Below are 25,659 nucleotides of genomic sequence, written 5' to 3'. Positions count from 1 at the left end.
CTCCTTATCGTGATCCCTGATAGGGTTCGCTGAATCGGAACGGGTTATGCGGCGGAGAGGGCGCGGCCCAACAGAGAAAGCCGCCTCCCGCATTACCGGAAGACGGCTCTCTCTTAATCCTCCCTATTCGCCCAGGAAGGCCTTCTTCATCCGCTCGAACAAGGATTGCTGCTTGTCGTGGGTGTGCTCACCGCTCATGCCGGCGAACTGCCGCAGCAGCTCTCTCTGCTCGTCGTTCAGGTTGGTCGGGGTGACCACGACCACCTTCACATGCTGGTCGCCTTGGCCATAGCCGCGGAGGCGCGGAACTCCCTTGCCCTTCAGGCGGAAGTAGGTTCCGGTCTGGGTGCCCGACGGAATCTTCAGCTTCACCTTCTCGGTCAGCGTCGGGATCTCGATCTCGTCTCCCAACGCCGCTTGGGCGAAGGTTAACGGGATCTCGCAGTAGATATCGTCGCCTTCCCGCTCGAAGAATTCATGGGTCTTGACGCGGATCACAATGTACAGATCCCCCGGAGGACCGCCCTTGGATCCGGCTTCCCCTTCGCCGGATACCCGGAGCTGGGCGCCGTCATCGACGCCGGCCGGAATCTTCACATGAATCTTGCGCTGCTTCTTCACCTTGCCTGCGCCGTGACAGTCGGTACAGCGGTCCTTCACCGTAGTGCCTTGTCCGTTACAAGCGGAGCAGACACGGCGGTTCACGATGCGGCCGAAGGCAGTGTTCTGGATGACCTCCTGCTGTCCGCTCCCTTTACACGTAGCGCAGGTATCCGGCTTGGTTCCGGGCTTGGCGCCCGTACCGCGGCAGGTCTCGCAGTTCTCGGTCCGGGGGATGGTAATGTCCATCTCCTTGCCGAATACGGCCTCCTTGAACTCAATCGTCATCGTGTATTGGAGGTCGCTGCCCCGTTGAGGCGCGTTCGGGTTCCGCCGTTGGCCGCCTCCGCCGAAGAACATGTCGAAGATGTCGCCGAAGCCGCCGAAATCCTGACCGTTGAAGCCGCCTCCGCCCATACCCTGATTCGGGTCCACATGGCCGAACCGGTCATAGGTGGAGCGTTTCTGGTCATCGCTCAGCACATCGTAGGCTTCCTTCACTTCCTTGAACTTTTCTTCCGCATCGGGAGCTTTGTTTACATCGGGATGGTACTGCCGCGCGGCCTTGCGGAACGCTTTTTTGATCTCGTCCGCGCCTGCGTCCTTCTCGACTCCCAGCACTTCATAATAATCGCGTTTGCTCACGTTTTCACCTCGCCCCAAAGTCCTCCTGCCCAACCGCTCTTGCCGGCCGGATGAAACGGGAGAACGCCGGTTTCTTCCTCTCATCGTGCATGGCAAAACCAAAGCCGGGTGAACCCGGCTTTGGTCTTAAGCCCTTGCTGTATCCATCCTATAGGCTAAGACGGCAGGCCGTCAACCCATGGCTTATTTCTTGTCTTCGTCCACGACGGTGTAATCCGCGTCAACCACGTTGTCCTTGCGGGCCGCGCCGGCATCTGCGCCTGCGGAACCGGCTTCGCCGGCTTGCTGCTGGGCTCCCATCTGCTCATAGAGCTTAACGGAGAGCTGCTGCACCACTTGGGACAATTCCTCGGTTGCCTTGGTGATGTCTTCGAGATCGTTGCCCTCCAGCGCCTTCTTGACGGCGTCCTTGGCAGCGTTCGCTTTCTCGATCTCGCCGGCATCCACCTTGTCGCCCAGATCCTTGATGGTCTTCTCGACGGTGTAGACCAGCTGGTCCGCGTTGTTGCGGGCTTCCACCAGCTCCTTGCGCTTGCGGTCCTCTTCGGCGTGAGCCTCGGCATCCTTCATCATCTTGTCGATCTCCTCGTCGGACAGGCCGCTGGAGGAGGTGATGGTGATCTTCTGGCTCTTGCCGGTGCCCTTATCCGTAGCGGATACGTTGACGATACCGTTGGAGTCGATGTTGAAGGTCACCTCGATCTGCGGTACGCCGCGCGGTGCCGGCGGAATGTCGCCCAGCATGAACCGGCCCAGGGTCTTGTTGTCCGACGCCATGGAGCGCTCACCCTGCAGGACGTGGATCTCGACGCTGGTCTGCATGTCGGCATAGGTGGAGAAGACTTGGGACTTGCTGGTCGGGATCGTGGTGTTGCGGTCGATCATCTTCGTGAATACGCCGCCGGCGGTTTCGATGCCGAGAGACAGCGGAGTGACGTCGAGCAGTACGACGTCCTTGACGTCACCGGTCAAGACGCCCGCTTGGATGGCAGCGCCAAGAGCGACCACTTCATCCGGGTTCACGCCCTTATGCGGCTCTTTGCCCAGCAGCTTCTTGATGGCTTCCTGAACGGCCGGAATCCGGGTGGAGCCGCCGACCAGCACGACCTTATGAATGTCGTTGGCGCTCATGCCCGCATCGCTCATGGCTTGACGGGTCGGGCCCATGGTGCGCTCCACCAGATCTGCGGTCAGCTCTTCGAACTTGGCGCGGGTCAGGTTCATCTCCAAGTGCTGAGGTACGCCATCTACCATCGTGATGAAGGGCAGGGAAATGGTGGAGGTCAAGACGCCGGAAAGCTCCTTCTTCGCCTTCTCGGCCGCATCCTTCAGACGCTGAACGGCCGCCTTGTCCTTGGACAGGTCGATGCCCTGCTCCTTCTTGAACTCGGTTACCAGCCAGTCGATGATCTTCTGGTCGAAGTCGTCTCCGCCCAGATGGTTGTCGCCGCTGGTAGCCAGTACCTCGAAGGTGCCGTCGCCCAGCTCCAGGATGGAGACGTCGAAGGTGCCGCCGCCCAGGTCATAAACCAGGATGATCTCGTCCTTGTCCTTCTCGAGGCCATAAGCCAGAGCTGCAGCGGTCGGCTCGTTGACGATCCGGAGCACTTCGAGACCGGCGATCTTGCCGGCGTCCTTGGTGGCTTGACGCTGGCTGTCGTTGAAGTAAGCCGGCACGGTGATAACCGCTTGGGTAACCGGCTGGCCCAGATAAGCCTCGGCGTCCGCCTTCAGCTTCTGCAGGATCATCGCGGAGATTTCCTGCGGCGTATAGCTGTTGCTGTCGATTTGCGTTTTATGGTTCGTGCCCATATGGCGCTTGATGGAGATGATGGTACGGTCCGGATTGGTGATGGCTTGCCGCTTCGCGGTTTCGCCTACCGTGCGCTCTCCGTCCTTCTTGAAGCCCACGACGGACGGCGTAGTGCGCGCGCCTTCCGGGTTAGGGATAACTACTGCCTCGCCGCCTTCCATCACGGCTACGCAGGAGTTCGTCGTACCGAGGTCAATACCGATGACTTTACCCATGATTCAAGTCCTCCTTCGAATGTTGGTTGCCCGATTATCCTTTCACTTTGACCATGGCCGGCCGAAGCACTCGATCCTTGAACATATAACCACGTTGAACTTCCTCGACGACAGTGCCATCCTCGTACTCGTCGGACTCCACCTGCATGATCGCCTGGTGATAATCCGGGTTGAACGGCTGTCCTGCGGCATCCATCCGCTTCAGGCCTTCCTGCTCCAGCGTCTGGTCCAACTGGCGGAAGGTCATCTCGATGCCCTTCAGAAGGGAATCAAAATCCTTCGAATCCCTGCTGGACTGAATCGCCCGCTCGAAATTGTCCAATACGGGCAGAAGCTGCTCTACCAGCTTGGAAGACGCATATTTGGCGAAATCTTCCTTCTCTTGACGAGTACGCCGCCGGAAGTTGTCGAAGTCCGCTTGCGCCCGCAGATAACGCTCCTGGTTCTCCTCCGCAAGCTTGCGGAGCGCCTCCAGCTCGGTGCTTCCGATGCCGGACTCGGTCTTGCCTTCCTGGTCATCGTATGTAGCCTCTGTATGGTCAACGGCTTCATTCTCCGTCTCTTGCGCTTGGGCCACTTCCTCTTTCATTGAATCGCTCACCTAAGTGTTCACCTCCTTAAAAATTCCGTCGCTTGGGCGCTGCCGCGCCAACCTTACCCATTGTGCCCAAATCGGAAGGAAGCCAAAACGGCTCCCTCCCGGGGGACAACGCCAAGCTTATTTGTACCAACGCTGCATCATAACCGCCATATCCTTGGAGAAATGCTCCAGGAGGCCGATGACCCTCCCGTACTCCATCCGTGTCGGCCCCAGAATCCCGATAGTGCCGAGCGTCTTGCCGTCCACGGCATAGGTGGCGGTAATCAAGCTGCAATTGTTGATCGCTTCCAGCGTATTCTCGCTGCCGATCCGGACCTGCAGCCCATCGGGCGCGGACGAGATCAGCTTGACGAGGGTCGGTGTCTCGTCGAGAAGCTCCAGGAACGTCTTGACCTTCTCCACGTCCTTGAATTCTGGCTGGGCCAGCATCTTGGTGGCGCCGGAGAGGAAGATCCGGTCTTCCTTGTCGTCGTCCACCACGCCCTCGAACACCTTCAGCAGGTCCTCGTAGCCGGAGACGTGCTTGGAGAGCTCTTCCCCGATCTCGTTATACATCTTCGAACGCAGATGCAGGAGCGGCACTCCCGCCAGCCGCGCATTCAGAATGTTCACGAACTTCTCGATCTCCCCCATGGGCACACCTTGGGGAATCTGGAACACCTTGTTCTCCACCTGTCCGGTGCTGGTGACAATGATGGCCACGGCGCTGGTATCGCTGAGCGGCACCACCTGAAGAAGCCGGAGCGTGGTATTGAACACCTCGGGTCCCATGACGATGGACGTATAATTGGTCAATCCGGACAGCATGGTCGCCACCTGCTGGATGACCTGCTCCACCTCCTGGAGCCGTTCGGCAAAATAACTCCGGAGCATATTGTAATCCGGAGCCGTTACCTTGGACAGCTGCAGCAGATGGTCCACGTAATAGCGGTAGCCCTTCTCGGAAGGAATGCGGCCTGCGGAGGTATGGGGCTGCTCCAGGAAGCCCAGCTCCTCCAGATCCGACATCTCGTTGCGGATGGTGGCGGGACTGAAGCCCACGTCTCCCCGCTTGGAGATGCTGCGGGAACCCACGGGCTCGGCGGAACGGATATAATCATCTACAATGGCGCTCAAAATCATCTTCTGTCGGTCCGATAACATCTGCTTCAGCCTCCCCTTCAGCATGGACTCCTGCATGACCGTCACCTTCGGGTCGTTAGCACTCGCTCGATATGAGTGCTAATCAATACTACAAAAATAGCAAAGAAAAACGCCTGTGTCAAGTGATCACAGGCGTTTCTGAACGGCGATTTCATCGCAGCAATGCTGCTTTTTGCAGTGGATGCAGTCCTTCCAGACCTTCTCCGGAAAAATCTCCTTCGGCACGACCTCGAAGCCGTTCCGCTCGAAAAATTTCACTTCATAAGTGAGCGCCATGACGGTCGGAACCCCCATCTGCCTGGCTTCTTCGAGAAGCCGGTCCACCAGCTGGGAGCCGATGCCCTGTCCCTTGAACCCTTCCGTGATCCCCAGCGAGCGGATCTCTACGAGATCCTTGCCCAGCCGGCTCAAGGAGCCGCACCCGATCAGCTTGCCGTCGGCCTCCGCGATCACGAAGGTATCGATGATGGCGAGAAGCGTCTCGCGGCTGCGGGGAAGCATAATTCCTTTCTCCGCATACTTCTGAATCAGCAAGTAGAGGGCTTCCACATCCTCTTGCGTAGCCCGCCGGCACAGTACCGCCATCGTCGTCATCTATCATCCCACCTGGTCCTCGATTTGTGATATGAATAAATATACAACATGACGTATAAACCTACAAGCAAAATTTCAACCGGTCAATAAGCCGATGAACGCGCCGAACACCACATTGGCCAGGGGAACGGCCTCACGGGTCATCCGGTAGCCGACCCCGGTCTTCTCCAACAGTCCCTTGCCCGTCAAATCCTGAATAATGCCGCCGAACACCGCTTCCATCGGGACGCCGAACTGGTCTTCAAAATCGTTCCGGCGGACCCCCTCCAAGAGCCGCAGGCCCACCATCATGAAGTCCTCCATAGCCTCCTCCCGGGACACCGGATGGACCTCCAGCCGGGGCAGCTTATGCATCGCCGCCTGGTTGTAGGGTTGGATCCCCTTGATGTTGACGTGGCGCTCCGCATCGGCGTATCCGTGCGCTCCCGCACCAAGGCCGTAATACGCCCGGTTGCGCCAGTACATCGTATTATGCCGGCTCTCGTAGCCCGGCCGGGCGAAGTTGCTGATCTCATACTGCCGGTATCCCGCCCGCTCCAACCGTTCCATTATACGCTCGAACATGGAAGCCTCCACTTCTTCTTCGGGGAGGACGAGTTGATTTTTTTGATACAAGGCGTGGAACAGGGTATTCTCCTCCACCTTCAGCCCGTAGATGGAATAGTGCTGCAAGTCCAGCTTCAGCGCTTGGTCGAGGGAATCCTCCAAGAGCTCCATGGTCTGGCCCGGCAGGCCGAACATGAGATCGATCGTCAGGTTGCCGAAGCCTGCGGCTCGGGCATATTCCAGGCTGCGGTACACGTCCTCCGACTGATGGATGCGCCCGATTCTCTCCAAGAGGGGGTCGTGGAACGACTGAACGCCGAAGCTGATCCGGTTGACCCCGCCCTCCCGCATAACGGCCAGCTTGTCCGGATCCGTGGTCCCGGGGTTGGCCTCCATGGTGAATTCCAGATCGTCTACCCGGTCTGCAAAATAGTCGGCGGTCAGCCGCAGGAACCGCTCCATCTGAGACGGTGTCAGCACCGTCGGCGTGCCGCCTCCGACGAAGATCGTCTCGATCCGCCGCGGGGGCAGCCGCTTCACGGTAGCCTCCATCTCGCGCTCCAGCGCGTCGAGGTACTCGCCGACGGGCTGGCCCTTCAGGACGTAGGAGTTGAAGTCGCAGTAATGGCACTTGTTCGTGCAGAACGGAATGTGGATATAGACCGCCGTCGGCGGCTTCATCTTATAGTCGCTCACAGGGGGTCCTCCTCTAATGGAAAAGGAGTATCCCGGGGATACTCCTGTCTCTCGTCTCTCTTACTCGTCGATCTTCAGGACAGCCATGAAGGCTTCCTGCGGAACTTCAACGTTGCCGACCTGTTTCATGCGCTTCTTGCCTTCCTTCTGCTTCTCGAGCAGCTTCCGCTTCCGCGAGATGTCGCCGCCGTAACACTTGGCGAGCACGTTTTTGCGCATGGCCTTGATGGTTTCGCGGGAGATGATCTTCTGCCCGATGGCGGCCTGGACCGGCACTTCGAACATCTGCTGCGGGATCAGCTCCTTCAGCTTCTCGCAGATGATCTTGCCGCGCTGATAGGCTTTGTCCCGATGCACGATGACGGACAGGGCGTCCACCTTGTCGTTGTTCAGAAGAATGTCCATCTTCACCAGATTGGACTGCTTGTAGCCGGATACCTCGTAATCGAAGGAAGCATAGCCCTTGGTGCTGGACTTCAGCTGGTCGAAGAAGTCGTAGACGATCTCGGACAGCGGCATGTCGTATACCAGCGTCACCCGGTTGGCATCCAGGTATTCCATGTTGACGAAGTCGCCGCGCTTGTTCTGGCAGAGCTCCATGACGGTGCCGACGTAGTCCTTCGGCACGATGATCGAGGCCTTCACGTACGGCTCTTCCACGAATTCGATCTTGCCCGTCTCCGGATAGTTGGACGGGTTGTCGATCATGAGCACCTCGCCGTTGGTCTGCGTCACGCGGAACACTACGCTAGGAGCGGTCGTGATCAGCGGAATGTTGAACTCACGCTCGATCCGTTCTTGGATGATCTCCATGTGCAGCAGACCCAGGAAGCCGCAGCGGAAGCCGAAGCCAAGCGCCGTGGAGCTCTCCGGCTCGAACTTCAGAGACGCATCGTTCAGCACCAGCTTCTCCAGCGCGTCGCGGAGGTCATTGTACTCCGAGGTCTCGATCGGATACAAGCCGCAGTACACCATCGGGTTGATCTTCCGGTAACCGGGCAGCGGCTCGGCGGCCGGATTCTTCGCATCCGTCACCGTATCGCCCACTCGGGTGTCTTTCACGTTCTTGATGCCTGCCACTACGAAGCCTACGTCGCCTACGGAGAGCTCATCCACAATGCCCATGCGCGGCATGAACGCTCCGACCTCGATGACCTCGAACACGGCGTCCGTGGCCATGAATTTGATCTTGGAGCCCGAGCGAATGGAACCGTCCACCACCCGGACATACACGATGACGCCCTTGTACGGGTCATAGTGAGAGTCGAAGATCAAGGCTTTCAGCGGCTTGTCCGGATCTCCCGTTGGGGCGGGGACCTTCTGGACCACCTGCTCCAGAATTTCCTTGATGCCGATGCCCGCCTTGGCGGAGGCCAGGACGGCATCGCTGCAATCGAGGCCGATGACGTCCTCGATCTCGCCCTTTACCCGTTCCGGCTCGGCGCTCGGAAGATCGATTTTGTTAATAACGGGGATGATCTCCAGGTTGTTGTCCAGGGCCAGATAGACGTTGGCCAGCGTCTGGGCTTCGATGCCCTGGGCTGCGTCCACCACCAGAAGGGCGCCCTCGCAGGCGGCCAAGCTCCGGGAGACCTCATACGTGAAGTCGACGTGTCCCGGGGTGTCGATCAGATTCAGAATGTATGTCTCGCCGTCATCGGCACGGTATTGGAGCCGCACGGCCTGCAGCTTGATGGTGATGCCGCGCTCCCGTTCCAGATCCATCTGATCGAGCACCTGCTCCTGCATCTCCCGCTGAGTCAGGGCTCCCGTATATTCAAGTATCCGATCCGCCAGCGTCGACTTGCCGTGGTCGATGTGCGCGATGATCGAGAAGTTGCGGATTTTTTCCTGTCTTGCCCGAATGTCTTTCATGTGACCCTCCTAAAAATGCCCGACAAATGATTCAATGTATCATTATATCAGTTCGAAGGATTGTCATCAATGGAAGCGGGCCTGTTTTCCCGTCGGGTCATGTTACCAGGGCGTCGAAGAGGGAGACGATCATCCCCATGATGGCCTTGGCGATATGGTGAAGCGCGTCGCCCACCCGGTTGCTCAGATGGTTCAGGAAGGACTCCTTCACCTCGATCTTCGGCGGTTCGGCTTGCGACTTTGCCCCCGGCTGGGCGGAGGCCGCCTGCACCTTCTGGCCGGATGCGGCACCGGCTCCGGCGGAGGCCGTCTTGCCCGTGGTGCCTGAACCGGCAGTTCCGGCCGCAGCAGACGGGCTGGCGGCAGCCGGCTTCACGGCAGCAGGCCGGGTTTCGGGCTGGTGCGCCACGACGGCCGGCTTGCCCACCTGCTCGGCGGGGCCCTGCACCCGTTCCATCCCCCGGGTTGCCAGATCCAGCCCGAAGAACACCGCGAAGGCCAATAGGAAGATCGTCAGCAGCAGCCTGCCCGGCCGGATTCTTCTCATGATCGGATCCTCCCGTGATCAATTCGTTTTGGCTCCTGCCGGAGCAGGAGCGTTCACCTTGGTTGCATCCCAATACATGTCGGAGATGACGTCTGCCAGAACGCCTGCGGTTCTCTTGCATTCCTCCAGCGTGTTGAAGACTCCGCCGATCTCGATCAGGATGCTGTTCGGGGACAGCGACTGGTTATACTCCGCATTGCCGTCATGGGCGCTCTTGGCCCAGATGCCGCGGGAGAGGCCCTTCATCTTCTTCTCCAGCTTCTCCTGCAGTTGAGTGGCGAAGGCTTCGTTCTTCTCCCAGTTAGGGTTCTTCTGCCCGATGATGAAGAAGACCTTGGCATAGCTCTTGCCGTCGACAGTCAGCGTCGATTTATCCTTCGTCGAGTCATCCCGGTGCAGGTCGAAGACGAATTGGATGTCCGGGTTGGCGGCGAAGGCTTCCTTGACGGTCTTCGACGAGTATTTGTAGGAATAGTACCAGTTGTATTGGTCGATGGCGGTGGCATAGTCGGTATTGTAGTGGACTGCTCCGATGCCCTTGTCCTCCAGCCGGTCAGCCAGCTCCTTGCCCACCAGAGTGATGTTCTTCTTGGAATCCTGCGCCTTGTTCATGTCCTTGTCGGACAGCCCCAGCTCCGGCACCCAGGACTCGCGGTTATGGGAGTGGTAGATCAGCACCACCTTCTTGCCGTCGGTCGTCGGATGCGATGCAGGCGCCGGGGACGGGGAAGCGGTGGCCGCCCCGCTTGCTGCGGGCGACGGTGTGGCGGAGGGGGCCGGTGAGCCGGTGGCGGCAGGCGAAACACCTCCCTGCCCCGCAGGGCCCTGCGGCTGCCCGCCGTTCTGCGTGTTAGCCGGAGCGTATTCCACCGGACCTTCGCCGACCTCTGCACCGTTGGGCTTGCGCAGCAGGTAGGAGTTGTCCAGGCCCAGCCCAGGAATTTCCCGGGCCAGCAGCGTTTTGGGATCGTTCAGGTTAATATCCGTCAGCATGCGGAACATGAAGCCGAACACATTTTTCTGGGAAAAGGTGGAGGCGGCGTCCTTCTGCTCCGCCAGATGCGGGACCTCCAGCCCCATCATATCGAGGAAAAACTCGTTGGATACCGAAGCGGCCAGCCCCTTCATGGAGGAGGCGGGGGAGGCATTCATCCGGGTCTGCCCATAGCCTACGGCCACCACCAACAGAAAGGCGGCAAGGGTCGTCGCCGACAGCAGGGCATAGGTTCTCCCCATGGTTCCCAATGCTTGGGTGAGTTTGCGGTATTTGCTCAGGTCCAATGTGAACGTCGTCCGTTTCATCGTCGATTCCTCCTCCAACTGGTTCACTACCAATCTATGAATCCATTCGGAAGAATAGAACCGATAAAAAAAGAAGCCTGCGGATTCTCTCACAGACTTCTCGGCCGTTACATGATAGTGATCCTCTTCGAAGCTAGCAATCTCTGCCGCCCGGTCTTATTAACGGACGATAGAATGGGAGATGGCGTCCGGCACCTCGGACAGCGCTTGGAGTCGGAGGAATACGCCCTTCGGCTCCTCGGTAATCTCCACGTTGTTATACTCCCATTCCTGGATCGCGGGAATGTGAATGCAATTCAGTCCGGCCTTCAGCGCCGGAACCACATCCGTCCGGATGGAATTGCCGATCATCCAGGTGCTGCTCCGGTCGAAGCTCATCTCGCGGACGATCTCCTCCAAGGCCTCGGCCGTCTTGTGCTGGCGGACGAAGATACGGTCGCCGAAGTATTTTTCAAGTTGAACGGACTTGATCTTCTTATGCTGGTGTGCGGTGACGCCTCCGGTATAGAGATAGAGACGATGCCCGTCCGCCTGAAGTCGGTCCAGCGTTTCCACCATGGAAGGATACGGCTCTACCTCCAGGTCGTAGACGGATTTGCCCAGCGCCAGCAGCTCCTCTTCCTCCGCCTGTGATCTCTCGCGGCCGTAGAGGTTGGAGAAATACTCGTAGGTCTTCACAAGCGAGACGGGAAAATGATCGGTCGTGAACCCATGGATGTTCACCCCGGCAATATCGATCTCCAGCTGCTTCTTCTTAATGTCCTCCAGCCCGAGGCGATGGGCACCGAACCAGACGGACAAGAGATCCGCAAATTGGTCCAGGACGGCGTCGAAATATTTGTTGCAGTGAATCAGCGTATCATCCAAGTCGAATAGGATCGTTTGCGGCATCATCTGTTCTCCCCACCTGTATGTGTCATATGGATTGTCTAATATATAACAAGTATCATAGCCGATTTGGAGATGAAAGTAAAAAGAAAGCGATAGAATGAAAGACCTAATGCGAGGCTTATGGGGGAAGCAGGACGTAAAAAAGCCGCTCCGCTCCGGATTGGAGGGGCGGCGTGTGTTTCACGTCGGTTGACGCTTTCTCGAACCGTTCAATGGGTATAGGCCGCTACATTATCCTTGTCGACGGCATCGTGGAGTGCTGCATTCAGACCGCTGGCGATGATATTGGCAATATCCTCGATGAATTGGTCGATCTCCTTCGGCGTTACGAGCAAATCGTGCCCCACCGGGTTCAAGACCTCCTTCACCAGCGCGAGACGCTCCTGCTCCTGCATGTTGTCGAGGAGGCCCAGAATCTCCTTGGTGTTGGAGGTCTGCTGGGCGAAGTGATGGTGCATCATATCGATGGCGTTGTTCACGATGGTGGAAGCGTACACCACCGTCGGGACGCCGATGGCGATGACGGGCACGCCCAGAATCTCGCGGGTCAAGCCCTTCCGTTTGTTGCCGATGCCGGAGCCCGGATGGATCCCCGTGTCGGCAATCTGGATCGTGGAATTCACCCGGTCCAGCGAGCGAGACGCCAGCGCATCGATGGCGATGACCAGGTCGGGCTTCGATTTCTCTACGATGCCCTGCACGATCTCGCTGCTCTCGATCCCGGTGGTGCCGAGCACACCCGGAGCTACGGCGCTGACCGCCCGGTAGCCCGGACTCACATGGTCCGGCATCAGCTCGAAATAATGCCGGGTCACCATCACATTCTCGACCACCAAGGGTCCCAATGCGTCCGGGGTGACGTTCCAGTTGCCCAGCCCGATGACCAGCACCTTGGCGTCCTTCGAAATCCGGAGGTGCTCCAGAAACCTCTCGAACACCTGGGCGAATTTCGTCGCAACCCGGTCCTGCAGGTCCGTATCCTTGTTCCGCAGACCCGGCACCTCGATGGTGACGTAATGGCCCGGCAGCTTCCCGATTCTCTGGCCGGCCTCCGGCGTGTCCACATGGATCTTGGTCACCTTGATGTCCCCGTCCTCGTCCACCTCCGACATTAAGCCGGGAATGTTCTCCGTTCCCAACCTTCTCGATGCCAGGTCCCGGGCCTCAAGGGCCAGGTCCGTATGGGTCGAGGACATGGCCTTCTCTTCCGCCGCTTCATCTATATCCAGATCCCAGTCCAGGCCGGACCTGCTCTTGCGCAGCTCCCAACGCTTATCCATAGACGTCTCCCTTCCATTTGCAGGTTTATCCGGATATAGTGTGCGGAGGATAAGAACCGCTTATACAGTCCAACAAGCACTATTGCATTTTGGCAACCCTCATGGTAGAATGTTTAAAGTTGTCTATAGTTGATGCTTCCCTGTCGGTTTTTCCAGGGGAAATAACCAACAAGGATGCATAGCCGTGTAGGAGGTGAATGAAATGCCGAACATTAAGTCCGCTATTAAGCGCGTGAAAGTCAGTGAAAAGCGTCGTCTGCAAAACGCTTCCCAAAAATCCGCACTTCGCACCGCGGTTAAAACCGCAGAAAGTGCTCTGAATAGCCAGAACGTTGATTCTGCAAAAGACGCACTGGTTGCAGCAACCAAGAAATTAGACAAAGCTGTAACGAAGGGCCTGATTCACAAGAACGCTGCGAACCGCAAGAAGTCCCGTTTGGCCAAGAAGCTGAACGCCCTGACCCAAGCGTAAGCTTGGATCGTGCGGTTCCGTCAGCCATAATAAAGTCCATGCGCTTCCTTGAAGCCGCATGGACTTTTTTTCTTCCCCTTATACCGCCAGCTTCAAGATGAACATCTCCAGGCCCAATACCTTATCCACCTTGCCGCTCTTCATGCCGTAGTCCATATCCCCCAACTGGGACAAGATCTCCGCCAGCTGCTGGAAGCTGAACCGTCTCGATTGCTCCGCCGCTATCTTCACCGCGTACGGATGGGCGCCTACCGTCCCGGCCATCTGCTGCTGGGAGTAGCCTTGCCGCTCCAATTCCTTCACCTGCAGCATCATCCGGAACTGCCGGGTCATCAGCATGGCGATCTTGATCGGCTCCTCCCTCCGCTTCAACAGCTCGTACAGGATCGTCAGCGCCCGGTCTTTGCGAAGCCGCACGATGTCATCGATCAGGACGAATACGTCCTGCTCCGTCGACCGGACCACAAGCTGCTCCACCGTCTCTGCCGTAATGGTTCCGCCCCGGCCTGCGTAGAGCGACAGCTTCTCCAGCTCGGAGGACAGAGACTGCAGATTGGTTCCCCCCGACAGGAGGAACGCTTCAACGGCGCCGGGCCCGAACGTAACTCCTAACGAATCCGCCCTCCGCTTCACCCATTGAGCCAGATCCTCCGCCGTCAGCGGAGAGAAGGTCAGGACCACCCCGGCATCCTTCAGCGTCTTTACGATCTTCTTCCGTTCGTCCAGCTTGTCCGCATCCACAGTCAGCACCAGCACGGAGAATTCGGCTGGAAACTTCATATACTCCAGCAGCTTCTCCGTCCGGTGCTCGATCTTGCCGGATTCCTTCGCCCCGGTCAAGAACAAGGCGTTGCTAGCAATCACTACCTTGCGTTCTGCCATAAAAGGCATCGTCCCCGCGTCCTCCAGCACGTCATCCAGCGGGGTTTCCGTGAGATCATAGCGGCTGACGGCGAAATCCCGGTTCTCCTCGGGCACACATTTGTTCAGCACAAATTGAAGAAATTCCTGCATTCGGAACTTCTCGGTTCCGCAGCAGACATACACCGGACGGGGAGTCCCCTTGTCCAGTTCCTTTACGATCGACTTCAAATCCAATTCGCAACACCTCGGACTCCATCTTACCAAATCTTAAGCCGGATTGTCGAAAATATTTCCGGACCGGCACACAAACAAAGGGATGATCTCGCAGCATCTGCGGGTTCATCCCTTGGATTGAATCGGTCCGGCTACACCGGTGGGTGCGGAACTGCAGCAGGTCAAGGCGTCGACTCCGTCTTGGCTTCAGCCGTGATCGAATAGGCGGTTTCCTTGCCGTCCGGCTTCGTGATGGAGTAATGGAACACACTCTCCGTCCAGCCTTGGAAGGCCAGGATATCCCCGGGCTCCAGCTTGTTCTTGGAACGGAACCACTCCGAGCCATCCTTGGCCGTTACCACAACCACATCCCGGTCCAGCCGCGCGGTGAACCGTCCGTCTGCCGAAGCCATGGGCTCCAACAGGATCTGGCTCTTCGCCATAAGAGACATCTCGCTGGGAGTAGTCGGGCTCGGCGTCGGGCTAAGCGTCTTGGCCTTGGCCTCATTCTTGGCTGCATCCGGGTCCGTTCGAACCTGCGGGGCGGAAGTATCCTCATGCTGGTCCGCAGAGGGAGGCGATGTCTCTGAAGCGGGAGCTGCAGCGGATTCTTGACGTGCGCCGTACGACTGCTTCGAGTCCACTGCGGGACCTGTCTGTCCGACGGAGGGTTCGGACGCCCCGGCAGGAGCGGAAGGGAAAGACTCCGGCTTCTCATTTGGCGACGCCATGGTAACCTCCCGGGCCGGATGGGTCGTTGAGCTTGCAGTTGGAGAAGGCGCCGCAGACGAACCGTTGCCCTTCTCCACTGGCGCTTCTGCTGCCGGTGCCGAAGACACCTTCGGTTGGATCGCATCCTGATTCGCCGTGCTCGCAGCAGGAGCAGCCCCCTCCACAGTGACTCCTATCTGGGATTCCTTGAACGCTCCGCCGCTGGCTGCCCCCGAAGTCGTCTTCTTGGGATCCAGCAGATCGGAAGCCGTCTTCTCGTTCACCTGGCCCGGAATTCCGTTGAAGATGAACATGCCCAGCACAATGCCGGCCGCGGCGACACCGGTGACGATCTTCCAAGAGATGATTCCCCTTCTCTTGCGGTATGCGATCAGCTCGGCAGCAACCGGCTCCTGGCGAATCGGCGGCTCCGCAGCCGCACCCGGCTCTGCGAACCCTCCCGCCCCTTCGAGCTGGGGAAGAATGGAATCCACAATGCTGTACGGCGGCGTCACCTGCGGCAGCTGGGCCAGCTCGTCGGACAGCAGCCGCAAGCGCTCATACAGGTCAGCGCACTCGGGGCAACCTTGTAGATGAGAGCGCATGGTCTCTTGTTCTCCGGACGTAAGGTCCGAATCCAGATCACGCTGCATCAGATCCATCATATCGTGACATGTCATCCCCGCACACCGCCCTTCTGATAATCTTGGAGCATACCCTGCAGCTGGTGCCTGGCCCTGAACAGATACGACTTCACCGTATTGATGGGCAGTCCCAGCGTTTCAGCAATCTCATTATACGAAAAATCCTGCAAATACCGTAACACCACCACCGACCGGTGGTGCTCCGGAAGGCGGTCAATCGCCGCTTGTATATCCTTGGCCACGTAAGCGGATAACACCTCATCCTCCACATTATGGTCCGCACGGAACACCATCTCGTGCTCGTCGATGGATACCGAGGGCTTGGCTCTGCGGAATTTATCGATGCAGATGTTGGTCACGATCCGCTGCACCCAGGTCTTGAACTGGGCCTTCTCCTCGTAGGAGTTGATCTTGGTGTAGATCCGGATCAGCGCCTCCTGGGAGACATCCAAAGCATCCTGCTCATTATTCAGCATGTAATAAGCCGTCTTGTATACATGGGGCTCTATCTCTCGCAAAAGGGTAAGTAGCGCTTCCCGATCACCGGCCTGTGCGGCTTTTATCGTGTCTATGGCTACCACAGGGTCCCCCTCTCTTGCAACCTTATAAACGGTGCAGGGTTCTGAAATGTTGCAGTTCCACCTAGAAAAAAGTTTATACGCGGTTCCGTCTGGAAAGTTCCGTCTTCGAATGTAAATAAATAACGGATCTATACACTATCCCTTCTATTGTAAAGCATTTTGGCGCATTCGGCATCACCAAGTCCTTCCAGACTCATTGAGATGTACCATAACCTGCAGCCTTCGGGACAGCGTCTTCGTCCGCGTTCTGGAAGAAGAAGAGAAAGACCGGTTGATCGTTCTGCTGGAGAGGGTGAATCAGGTGTGGAGCTCAAGAATCAGGGCATGGGGAAGTACTAGGGGAGGGAGGGGGGATGAGCGATAGGAGGCGGGAGGGGTTCCCGCGCTGCCCGGAGCTTATGGTACAGTTGCTGTATGAGTACTGCCAGTAGACGGGACCGGTAACCCAGCCGCATTCCCTGCAAGCACGGAAGTCCTCTTAGTTCTAATTCGGATCCTTCCATCCCTATCGGCAGCCACTTGGATTTCGCCATGCAGATCCGTGCGGAGGATGGAAGCGCCCGCAGCCGTCAGCCGCTCCAGGGCGGAGGCATGAGGATGTCCGTATACATTCTTGCGTCCTGCGGAGATGACGGCCAGGGCAGGCCTCCAATAGGCCAGCCATTCCTCGGAGGAGGAGTTCTTGCTCCCGTGATGGCCGACTTTCAGAACATCTGCAGGAGAGAATGCAGCAACTGCCGATGATGGGCCAGCCGTCCGAAGACGCTCTAGCAGGCTTGATTCCTCGTCGCTGCCGATATCCCCCGCGAATAAAAAGCGGACGCCATTCATTCGAAGCAACGCGACAACCGTGACGTCATTCTGCTCCTCCTCCCATATGATGCCCGGTGCGCCATCCGGCTTCGGAGGGCTCAGGATGGACAGCTGGGTCCGCCGGTCGATGGAGAGCGTATCTCCTTCATGGACGGGCAGCAGCCGCACCCCATGCTCCAAGGCCAAGCGGAACAGAGCGCTTGCGGAGGGGCTCGACTTCAAGGTTCCGTTAAACAGCAGGGCTCCCACCGGTATCTCTTCCAGTACGGCAGCGAGACCGCCGATATGGTCCGTGTCCTCGTGGGACACTACAATATAGTCCAGCTGGTGCACCCCTCTCTTCTTCAAGAGTGGTACGACCGTCTTACGCCCCACCTCGAAGGGGTCCTGCCGCTCCTTCCATTCCTCCCCCAATTTCCGGAAGGTTACGGTGCCGCCTCCATCGATCAGGATTGTCCGGCCGTCCGGACTCCGGATCAAGGCGGAATCCCCCTGACCGACATCCAGAAAAGCCACGGTTCCCTCCCCGCTTCCGGACATCCAGTCCGGGGCATACCCGTATATGAGCAGGCCGGTCCAGAGCATCAAGCAAGCTCCTGCCGCTATCCCGTACCGCCGAACAAGGCGCGGACCGTCAATGGCCAGACAGATCCCCCTCTTCTCCAGCTTGCTCCAATGCATCCTTCTCCAAGCACAATAGAGGGCGGCGGCAGCCGACAAGTAGAACATCCCGATCCACCACACCTGCGGACTGGGCCAGATCAGCTTTCCCCATTCCCAGCCGTCCAGTCGGCCGATAATCGCAAAGGTAGACCGGTTCATCCAGGAAACCGGCTTGGCCAGAACTTGTCCCACCGGAGTCCATAAGCTTCCCGCAAGCAGAGCCCCATAACCCAGAGGTGTCACCGCAAAGCTGATGACAGGGACCAGAATCAGATTGGCCGGGAGTGAAAGCAGGGAAAACTGGTTAAAGTAGAAGACCGTTAGAGGAAACGAGACTATTTGGGAGGTCCACGCCACCGCAAAGCTGCTTCGGACCAGCTGCGGTCCTGCAGGCAGCAGCTCCGTTACCCTTGGCACGGCTGCGATCAGTCCCGCCGTCACGAGAAACGATAGCTGAAAGCCCACGTCCCGGACCGAGTACGGATTCCAGATCAGCATAGCCAGGGCCGCAGCGCCCAAAAAAGACAAGGCGTCCTTGTTCCACCCTCTGCCGCCGGACCATACCGCCGCCATGGCCGTCAGACCGGCGCGGATGACGGAAGGCGAGGCACCCGTAAACAAGACATACAGCGGAATGGTCAGCAGCAGGGCTCGCCCTGCCGTCTCCCTCGTGGCTCCGGCCAGACGGAGTAGCCCGGCGGCGGCCCACGCGAACACCGTGATATGCAGGCCTGATATGGCAAGGATGTGGGTCAGCCCCAATCCGGAAAATTCCCGGAAGCGCTCCGGGTCCAGCTCTTCCCGGGTACCGATCAGCAATCCCTTCATATACCCCGCCTCTTCTGCAGGGAACAATCGGCTGATCCGGTTCCCCGCCGCCAAGCGGATCCGGTCGTTCCACTGCAGCAGCCGTTCCCAAGGATCCGGGTTTGCGGATGCAGTCTCGACGGAACCCAGCCCTTTGACCGTAAAGGTCCAATGGATCTTCAGACGGTGCAGGTATTCCCGATAATCGAAGCCGCCGTAATTCGATGCCGGTTCCGGAGTCCGAACGATCCCCTCCAACCGGATCCGGTCGCCTCTCTTCCACCGAGACGCCATCTCCAGTTCCTCCTGCTCCTGAAGCCGGACTGTAACCGCAACCCACTCATCCGCATCCTCCTCCCCTCCTTCTCCCCAGCTCCAATGATCCGAGTCCAATCGGAAGGTCACCCGGTCTCCATCCATCTCGGGAAGGGTTCCGATCATACCGGATATCTTAACCGGGTATTCACCGTTGGCCACCGCCTCCGCAAGAAGGGCCGGCGGGGCCGCATCCGACACATTCGCTGCGTCCGTCCATACATAGAGACCGTTCCCTCCTGCGAAGAGGAGAATCGCAGCCGTGATCCAACCCCAAGAACATACCGGATAGGGAAGAGGTACTGCCACCGGACCACGTCCTCTCCTGCCGCGTTGTGCCCCTATGCCCGCAATCAACGCCGCACCTACGGAGCCCCACAGCCAGAAGCCCTGCAGTGCGACTCCCCATGCGGCCGCCGCACATCCCGCCGCCCACCAACATGCCGCCCATACAGCCGGCCGTTTCATCGCGATCAACCTCCCCGGTAGAAGCCAAAAAAGCCTCCCGCATGCGCCGTTAAGCACGTGCAGGGGGCTTCCCTGATCCGTTCCGTATTAATTCTGAACTTCCTCCACGCTTCCGGCCGGAGGCGTATACTCCTCCAGATGCCGGAATACGATCCCCCGCTCCTCCATCATCCTCCGGACCTTCTCACTGTCCTTCGGGTAGGAACGATGGTAGACAATCTCCACGATCCCGCTGTTCGCCAGCATGTTGGCGCAGGTCCAGCAGGGCTGGTCCGTCACATAGACGGTGGAGCCCTCCCGGTCTTTGCGGTCCGTGAAGAGCAGCAGATTCTGCTCGGCGTGGATGGTCCGGATGCAGCGCTGCTTCTTGACAAGCTCCTCCTTGCCCTCCACCAGCTTCACCTCGTACTCCTCGACCAGCATGCAGCCGGCGTCCGCACAATCGGCTACGCCCATGGGAGCGCCGTTATAGGCGCTTCCCAGCAGCTTCTTGCCCTGCACAAGGACGGCCCCGACGTGTCTCCGTGGACACTGGGAGCGGGTGGAAGCCATAAAGGCGATGTCCATAAAGTAGGTATCCCAATCTTTTCGCATGATGTCTTATCCTTGGCTCGCATCGATGGCTTGTCCCAGATCGAACAGAATATCCTCGATGGCTTCCGTCCCGATGGAGAGTCGGATCATGCCCGGCGATACGCCAGCCGCCGCCTGCTCCGCTTCGTTCAGCTGCTGGTGAGTCGTGCTGGCCGGGTGGATGATCAGCGACTTGGAATCGCCTACGTTGGCCAGATGGGAGAACAGCTTTACGTTCTCGATGACCTTGCGGCCGGCCGCAACGCCGCCCTTAATACCGAAGGTCAGGATGGCACCCTGCCCCTTAGGCAGATACTTCTGGGCCAAGTCATAGGAAGGATGGCTCGGAAGGCCGGCATAGCTGACCCACTCCACCGCTTCATGCTTCTCCAGATATTGGGCCACCTTCAGCGCATTGGAGCTGTGGCGCTCCATCCGCAGATGAAGGGTTTCCAGGCCTTGAAGCAGCAGGAAGGAGTTGAAGGGAGAAATGGCTGCGCCGATATCCCTGAGGAGTTGGACCCGCGCCTTGATGATATAAGCGACCGGTCCGACGGCCTCCGTGTAGACCACGCCGTGGTAGCTCGGGTCCGGCTCGGTCAGGCCCGGGAATTTGCCGCTGGCCGCCCAGTCGAACTTGCCGCCGTCAACGATGACGCCGCCGATGGAGGTGCCGTGGCCGCCGATAAACTTGGTGGCGGAATGCACCACGATGTCTGCTCCATGCTCGATAGGACGGAGCAGATACGGGCTTGGGAAGGTGTTGTCCACGATCAGCGGAATGCCGTTCTCATGGGCGATGGCCGCCACGGCCTCGATGTCGAGAACGTCGCCTTTCGGATTGCCGATGGTCTCCGCATACAGCGCTTTGGTCTTCTCTGTGATGGCGGCACGGAAGTTCTCCGGGTTGCTCGGATCTACGAACTTCACGGTGATGCCCAGCTTGAGAAGGGTATTCGCGAACAGGTTGTAGGTTCCGCCGTACAGGCTGGAAGCGGATACGATCTCGTCGCCGGCGCCGGCGATATTCAGGATCGAGAAGGTGATGGCCGATTGGCCGGAGGAAGTGGCCAGCGCTGCGGCGCCGCCTTCCAATGCCGCTACGCGTGTCTCGAACACATCCTGAGTCGGGTTCATGATCCGCGTGTAGATATTGCCGAATTCCTTCAGTGCGAACAGGTTGGCCGCATGGTCCGCGTCCCGGAAGCCGTAGGAGGTCGTCTGGTAGATCGGTACCGCGCGGGAAAGCGTGGTGGGGTCGATCTGCTGGCCGGCGTGTACGGCCAAGGTTTCGGGGGCTAGCTTGCGCTCTTGGGACATTGGAAAATGATTCCTCCTCGTCAATTGGATTGGTATTATTTTCTCACAAAAATGTATTTCTGTAAATCTATATGTTTAGTCGGATTAATGCTTTATCCTAAGGCATGACGCTGATCCGGTCCTTCAACGCTTCATACGTCTTGGGTCCGATCCCCTTCACCTTCATAAGCTCCTCCGGCTGCTGAAAAGGGCCGTTCTGCTCCCGGTACTCGGCGATGGCCTTCGCCTTGCCCGGACCGATCCCGGGCAGATCCTCCAACCGGGAGACCGCCGCATGATTGAGATCGATCAAGCCGGAATCGGCCTCCGTCCGCCCCTTGCCTGCTGGCGCACCGGCAGACAGCTTCCCTGCAGAGGGACCGGCGGATGGCATAACGGCCGGCGAGCCGTCCTCCTCCCCCTCCGCCTCCTTCAGGAGAGCCTCCACCTCCCGGTTCACAGGGATCCAGTCCGCTGACGGCTCCCGCTCCTTCACGACCCGCATCCCCCACCATGCGGCACCCAATAGCAGCAGCACGGCCGCCAGCACGGCCGCCTGCCTGAGCCACCTCCACCGCTCCATCCCGCTTCTCCTCCCGTCTTAAGCCGCAAAAAAAGCCGTTCTCCCTGCCCTAGGCAAGGAAAACGGCGGCGCTTCCGCTCGTATGCTGATTCCCAGTATACTCCATATCGGATGGAGCATCAACCCCAAAAAGTCCGTCATGATTCGTTGAAATTCCTCATATACATGAAAAAGATATTTTAAGGAGGCATTCTACCATGAAGGTGGGATTTATCGGAACAGGCAGTATGGGCAGCATCCTGATCGATTCCTTGCTCCGTTCGGGAGCGCTCCGTCCGGAGCAGATTACGGCAGCCAACCGGACCGCCGCGAAAGTGGAGCTATTGGCCGAGAAACACCCCGGCCTTCAGGCCGCCAGATCCAATATTGAAGTCGTTCTCGAAGCGGATCTGGTCTTCCTGTGTGTCAAGCCTGTCGAATTCAAGCGGGTCATCGACGAGATCCGCAAGGTGACCTTGCCCAGTCAGGTCGTGGTCTCCATCACTTCCCCGGTGCTCATCCAGCATTTGGAGGAGCAGCTGAATTGCAGGATCGCCAAGGTTATTCCGAGCATCACCAACTACATGCTGGGCGGAGCCACCCTGTGCATGTACGGGGAGAGGATGGACGAGGAAGATAAGGAGGCATTGGAGGCCCTTCTCTCCACCATCAGCGAGCCCATCCGAATCTCCGAGTCGCATACCCGGATTACCTCGGATATATCCAGCTGCGGGCCGGCCTTCTTCGCCCATCTGCTGCAGAAATTCATCGATTCCGCCGTCGCCGAAACCGGCATTCCTTATGAGCAGGCCACCAAGCTGGCCTCCCACATGCTGCTCGGCACCGGCAAGCTGCTGACCGAGGGTGGCTTCAGCCCCGAGGCGCTCCAGAAGCGGGTGGCCGTGCCCGGAGGGATCACCGCCGAAGGCCTCCGGTTGATGGAGAGAGAGCTGGACGGCATGTTCAACCGGCTCATCCGGATCACCCATGCGAAGTACGAGGAGGATCTGGAGAAGGTTGGGGCCATGTTCCTGAAGCCCATTGATTGAGATGCCGCACCGCCGCGGCAAAAAAGCCTGCGAAGCGCCCGAAACGGACGGGTTCTTCGCAGGCTTTGTTTGTGGTCATAACCCCGAAAGGGTTAGCCCACTACGATATTGACCAGCTTGCCCTTAACCGCAATGACCTTGCGGACGGTCTTGCCTGCCGTCGCTTCCTTCACCTTGTCGAGGGCGAAGGCGGTCTCCTGCATGGCGGCCTCATCCAAGCCGTTCCCGATCATAATGCGCTCGACGATCTTGCCGTTGACCTGGACCACGATCTCCACCTCGTTGTCCACAGTAAGGGCGGGATCATATACGGGCCATGCGGCGTAGGAGATGCCTCCGCTGTTGCCCAGCTTCTCCCACAGCTCCTCGGCGATGTGCGGTGCAATCGGAGACAGCATCTGCACGAAGCTGGCCATGGCCCCGAACGGCAGCACCTCGGTCTTGTACGCCTCGTTGACGAAGATCATCATCTGGCTGATCGCCGTATTGAAGCGGAGGGCTTCGTAGTCCTCCGTAATCTTTTTGATCGTCTTATGCAGCGTGCGGTTGAAGGAGTCGGTCGTCTCCCCGTCCCGGACGATCTTGGCGGAGAGCTCGCCGTTCTCGCCCACGAAGAGGCGCCATACCCGGCTCAAGAAGCGGTAGATCCCCTCTACGCCGCTTACGTTCCAAGGCTTGGTGGCTTCCAGCGGCCCCATGAACATCTCGTACATGCGCAGGGTGTCCGCGCCGTACTCGCCCACGATGTCGTCCGGATTGATGACGTTGCCCCTGGATTTGGACATCTTCTCGTTGTTCTCGCCCAGGATCATGCCTTGGTTGACCAGCTTGTGGAAGGGCTCCTTCGTGTTGACCACGCCGATGTCGTACAGCACCTTATGCCAGAAGCGGGCATACAGGAGGTGGAGCACCGCATGCTCCGCGCCGCCGATGTACAGATCCACGGGCAGCCACTTGTCGGCCAGCTCCTTGGAGCACAGCGATTGGTCGTTGCGCGGATCGATGAATCGCAGATAGTACCAGCAGCTGCCGGCCCATTGCGGCATGGTGTTGGTCTCGCGGCGGGCCTTCATGCCCGTCTCCGGATCCACCGTGTTCACCCAGTCCTCCACGTTGGCCAGCGGGGATTCCCCGGTGCCGGACGGGCGGATGGAATCCACCTGGGGCAGCAGGAGCGGCAGCTCCGACTCCGGTACGGGCTTCATGGTGCCGTCCTCCAGATGCAGGATCGGGATCGGCTCGCCCCAATAGCGCTGGCGGCTGAAGAGCCAATCGCGCAGGCGGTAGGTGATCTTGCCCTGTCCCTTGGCGTTCTTCTCCAGCCATTCGATCATGGCGGAGATGGCCTGCTCGTTGTTCAGACCGTTCAGGAAGCCGGAATTCACGTGGGCGCCGTCGCCCGCATAGGCTTCCGCCTCCAGATTGCCGCCCTGCACTACCTCGACGATGGGCAGACCGAACTGCTTGGCGAACGCATAGTCCCGCTCGTCGTGGCCCGGCACCGCCATGATGGCGCCCGTACCATAGCCGGCCAGCACGTAATCGGCGATCCAGACCGGCACTTTGCCGCCGCTGACCGGGTTAACCGCATATGCTCCGGTGAAGACGCCGGTCTTCTCCTTGGCCAGATCGGTCCGCTCCAGGTCGCTCTTGCGGGCGGCTTTCTCTTGATATTCCGCAACGGCCCCGGCTTGCTCCGCGGTTACGATCTTGGCCACCAGCTCATGCTCCGGTGCCAGAACGCAATAGGTGGCGCCGAACAGGGTGTCCGGCCGGGTGGTGAATACCTTCAGCTCCAGACCCTCGTGGCCGTCGATGGCGAACTTCACCTCGGCGCCCTTGGACTTGCCGATCCAGTTGCGCTGCATATCCTTAATGCTCTCGGTCCAGTCCAGCTCCTCCAGATCCTCCAGCAGGCGCTCCGCGTACTCGGTGATCTTCAGCACCCATTGGCGCATCGGCTTGCGGATAACCGGATGGCCGCCGCGCTCGCTCTTGCCGTCGATGACCTCTTCGTTGGCCAGCACTGTGCCCAGTGCGGGGCACCAGTTGACCGGGACTTCGTCCACATAGGCCAGGCCTTTTTTGTACAGCTGGATGAAGATCCATTGGGTCCACTTGTAGTATTCCGGGTCCGTGGTGCTGATCTCCCGGTCCCAATCATAGGAGAAGCCCAGGGATTTGATCTGCCGCTTGAACGTCTCGATGTTCTTCTTGGTGAAATCGCGGGGGTCATTGCCCGTGTCGAGGGCGTATTGCTCCGCCGGCAGGCCGAAGGCGTCCCAGCCCATCGGGTGCAGCACGTTGTAGCCCTTCATCCGCTTATAGCGGGACACGATGTCCGTCGCCGTGTAGCCTTCCGGATGGCCTACATGAAGTCCCGCCCCCGACGGGTACGGGAACATATCCAGCGCATAGAACTTGGGCTTGGCGTCGTCATCCAGCACCTTAAAGGTCTTGTTCTCCTCCCAATACTTCTGCCACTTGGGCTCCACCGCCAGAGGGTTGTAGCCCCCGGTCTTCACTTCTTCCGCCATCGTCTCTTCCTCCTAATCGGTTCTCCTGCAGATTGGCTTAACGGTCTGGAAAACGAAAAAACTCCCGCCTCCAGCAACCTAATGTTGCCAGGGACGAGAGATCCACTTCCCGCGGTACCACCCTGATTGGTGCTTCCTTCTCGCGTATGCAGCCCAGACCGCCCCTATATGGACGTGACCGGCAGCAGGCATCGCACATTCGGATACGCACCCTCTTCACAGCCTTTAACGCAGGCTCTACGGTCGGACTGCCGCCGGCCGGCTTCCATCGCCGCACGGTTCATCCTTCCGGCTCCAAGGCGAGTTCGTTCCGTCCGCGCTGCCGGGTTCCACCCCCGCC

Annotated in this window: 21 protein-coding genes; 2 read left to right on the top strand and 19 right to left on the bottom strand. The window is 58.9% G+C overall.

Features of this window, described 5'->3' with window-relative positions; genetic code table 11:
* Positions 1 to 123 precede the first annotated feature (123 nt).
* The 11 genes from dnaJ to gpr form a co-directional block, all read right to left on the bottom strand.
* Positions 124 to 1,245 carry a molecular chaperone DnaJ gene (gene dnaJ, locus ACSEXW_RS11045; protein WP_438446201.1) on the bottom strand — a complete coding sequence of 374 codons (1,122 nt, stop codon included), beginning with the start codon at positions 1,243 to 1,245 and terminating at the stop codon, positions 124 to 126.
* Between the two features lie 183 nt (positions 1,246 to 1,428).
* On the bottom strand, positions 1,429 to 3,273 hold the full coding sequence (gene dnaK, locus ACSEXW_RS11040) for a molecular chaperone DnaK (protein ID WP_438446200.1): 1,845 nt from the start codon (positions 3,271 to 3,273) through the stop codon (positions 1,429 to 1,431).
* Between the two features lie 34 nt (positions 3,274 to 3,307).
* On the bottom strand, positions 3,308 to 3,874 hold the full coding sequence (gene grpE, locus ACSEXW_RS11035) for a nucleotide exchange factor GrpE (protein ID WP_438446199.1): 567 nt from the start codon (positions 3,872 to 3,874) through the stop codon (positions 3,308 to 3,310).
* Positions 3,875 to 3,991: 117 nt separating this feature from the next.
* Positions 3,992 to 5,017, bottom strand: coding sequence for a heat-inducible transcriptional repressor HrcA (hrcA, locus tag ACSEXW_RS11030; RefSeq protein ID WP_438446384.1), 1,026 nt, complete (start codon positions 5,015 to 5,017; stop codon positions 3,992 to 3,994).
* 126 nt (positions 5,018 to 5,143) lie between these two features.
* Positions 5,144 to 5,602 carry an N-acetyltransferase gene (locus ACSEXW_RS11025; RefSeq protein WP_438446383.1) on the bottom strand — a complete coding sequence of 153 codons (459 nt, stop codon included), beginning with the start codon at positions 5,600 to 5,602 and terminating at the stop codon, positions 5,144 to 5,146.
* An 84-nt stretch (positions 5,603 to 5,686) separates the two neighbouring features.
* Complete coding sequence (hemW, locus tag ACSEXW_RS11020; RefSeq protein ID WP_438446382.1) at positions 5,687 to 6,838, bottom strand: radical SAM family heme chaperone HemW; 1,152 nt, start codon at positions 6,836 to 6,838, stop codon at positions 5,687 to 5,689.
* A gap of 75 nt (positions 6,839 to 6,913) precedes the next feature.
* Entirely contained in the window at positions 6,914 to 8,728 is a 1,815-nt protein-coding gene (gene lepA / locus ACSEXW_RS11015; RefSeq protein ID WP_438446198.1) for a translation elongation factor 4, read from the bottom strand.
* A gap of 97 nt (positions 8,729 to 8,825) precedes the next feature.
* Entirely contained in the window at positions 8,826 to 9,275 is a 450-nt protein-coding gene (locus ACSEXW_RS11010; RefSeq protein ID WP_438446197.1) for a hypothetical protein, read from the bottom strand.
* 18 nt (positions 9,276 to 9,293) lie between these two features.
* The gene (spoIIP, locus tag ACSEXW_RS11005; RefSeq protein WP_438446196.1) at positions 9,294 to 10,577 is read right to left on the bottom strand and encodes a stage II sporulation protein P; all 1,284 of its coding nucleotides are present in this window, start codon (positions 10,575 to 10,577) and stop codon (positions 9,294 to 9,296) included.
* A gap of 159 nt (positions 10,578 to 10,736) precedes the next feature.
* Positions 10,737 to 11,471: an HAD family hydrolase gene (locus ACSEXW_RS11000; protein WP_438446195.1), complete on the bottom strand. Its 735-nt coding sequence runs from the start codon at positions 11,469 to 11,471 to the stop codon at positions 10,737 to 10,739.
* 206 nt (positions 11,472 to 11,677) lie between these two features.
* Positions 11,678 to 12,664, bottom strand: coding sequence for a GPR endopeptidase (gpr, locus tag ACSEXW_RS10995; protein WP_438446381.1), 987 nt, complete (start codon positions 12,662 to 12,664; stop codon positions 11,678 to 11,680).
* 286 nt (positions 12,665 to 12,950) lie between these two features.
* Between gpr and rpsT the strand changes: the two genes are divergently transcribed.
* The gene (rpsT, locus tag ACSEXW_RS10990) at positions 12,951 to 13,220 is read left to right on the top strand and encodes a 30S ribosomal protein S20 (RefSeq protein ID WP_438446194.1); all 270 of its coding nucleotides are present in this window, start codon (positions 12,951 to 12,953) and stop codon (positions 13,218 to 13,220) included.
* Between the two features lie 78 nt (positions 13,221 to 13,298).
* Here rpsT and holA read toward each other — a convergent pair whose 3' ends face one another.
* The 7 genes from holA to ACSEXW_RS10955 form a co-directional block, all read right to left on the bottom strand.
* Complete coding sequence (gene holA / locus ACSEXW_RS10985; protein WP_438446193.1) at positions 13,299 to 14,318, bottom strand: DNA polymerase III subunit delta; 1,020 nt, start codon at positions 14,316 to 14,318, stop codon at positions 13,299 to 13,301.
* Positions 14,319 to 14,479: 161 nt separating this feature from the next.
* The gene (locus ACSEXW_RS10980) at positions 14,480 to 15,688 is read right to left on the bottom strand and encodes an anti-sigma factor family protein (RefSeq protein WP_438446192.1); all 1,209 of its coding nucleotides are present in this window, start codon (positions 15,686 to 15,688) and stop codon (positions 14,480 to 14,482) included.
* Positions 15,685 to 16,233, bottom strand: a complete 549-nt coding sequence (locus ACSEXW_RS10975) for an RNA polymerase sigma factor (RefSeq protein ID WP_438446191.1) — start codon at positions 16,231 to 16,233, stop codon at positions 15,685 to 15,687. The genes ACSEXW_RS10980 and ACSEXW_RS10975 overlap by 4 nt, the downstream gene beginning before the upstream one ends.
* A gap of 396 nt (positions 16,234 to 16,629) precedes the next feature.
* Positions 16,630 to 19,299, bottom strand: coding sequence for a DNA internalization-related competence protein ComEC/Rec2 (locus ACSEXW_RS10970; protein WP_438446190.1), 2,670 nt, complete (start codon positions 19,297 to 19,299; stop codon positions 16,630 to 16,632).
* Positions 19,300 to 19,386: 87 nt separating this feature from the next.
* A complete protein-coding gene (locus tag ACSEXW_RS10965) occupies positions 19,387 to 19,893 on the bottom strand; it encodes a deoxycytidylate deaminase (protein ID WP_438446189.1) in 507 nt (168 codons plus the stop codon).
* Between the two features lie 6 nt (positions 19,894 to 19,899).
* Positions 19,900 to 21,192, bottom strand: a complete 1,293-nt coding sequence (locus ACSEXW_RS10960) for a homocysteine synthase (RefSeq protein WP_438446188.1) — start codon at positions 21,190 to 21,192, stop codon at positions 19,900 to 19,902.
* Positions 21,193 to 21,289: 97 nt separating this feature from the next.
* Positions 21,290 to 21,754 (bottom strand): ComEA family DNA-binding protein, encoded by a 465-nt coding sequence (locus ACSEXW_RS10955; protein WP_438446187.1) that lies wholly within the window; start codon positions 21,752 to 21,754, stop codon positions 21,290 to 21,292.
* Between the two features lie 176 nt (positions 21,755 to 21,930).
* Here ACSEXW_RS10955 and comER point away from each other — a divergent pair, with 176 nt between their 5' ends.
* Positions 21,931 to 22,782, top strand: a complete 852-nt coding sequence (comER, locus tag ACSEXW_RS10950) for a late competence protein ComER (protein WP_438446380.1) — start codon at positions 21,931 to 21,933, stop codon at positions 22,780 to 22,782.
* 92 nt (positions 22,783 to 22,874) lie between these two features.
* Here the strand turns inward: comER and leuS are convergent, their stop codons facing one another.
* Positions 22,875 to 25,319, bottom strand: a complete 2,445-nt coding sequence (leuS, locus tag ACSEXW_RS10945; protein ID WP_438446186.1) for a leucine--tRNA ligase — start codon at positions 25,317 to 25,319, stop codon at positions 22,875 to 22,877.
* Positions 25,320 to 25,659 lie beyond the last annotated feature (340 nt).

It is taken from the genome of Oryzibacillus soli (assembly GCF_051594765.1).
Lineage (GTDB): Bacteria > Bacillota > Bacilli > Paenibacillales > NBRC-103111 > Paenibacillus_AR.
Note: the sequence above shows the minus strand (reverse complement) of the source record. Positions and strands in the feature narration are given on the sequence as shown.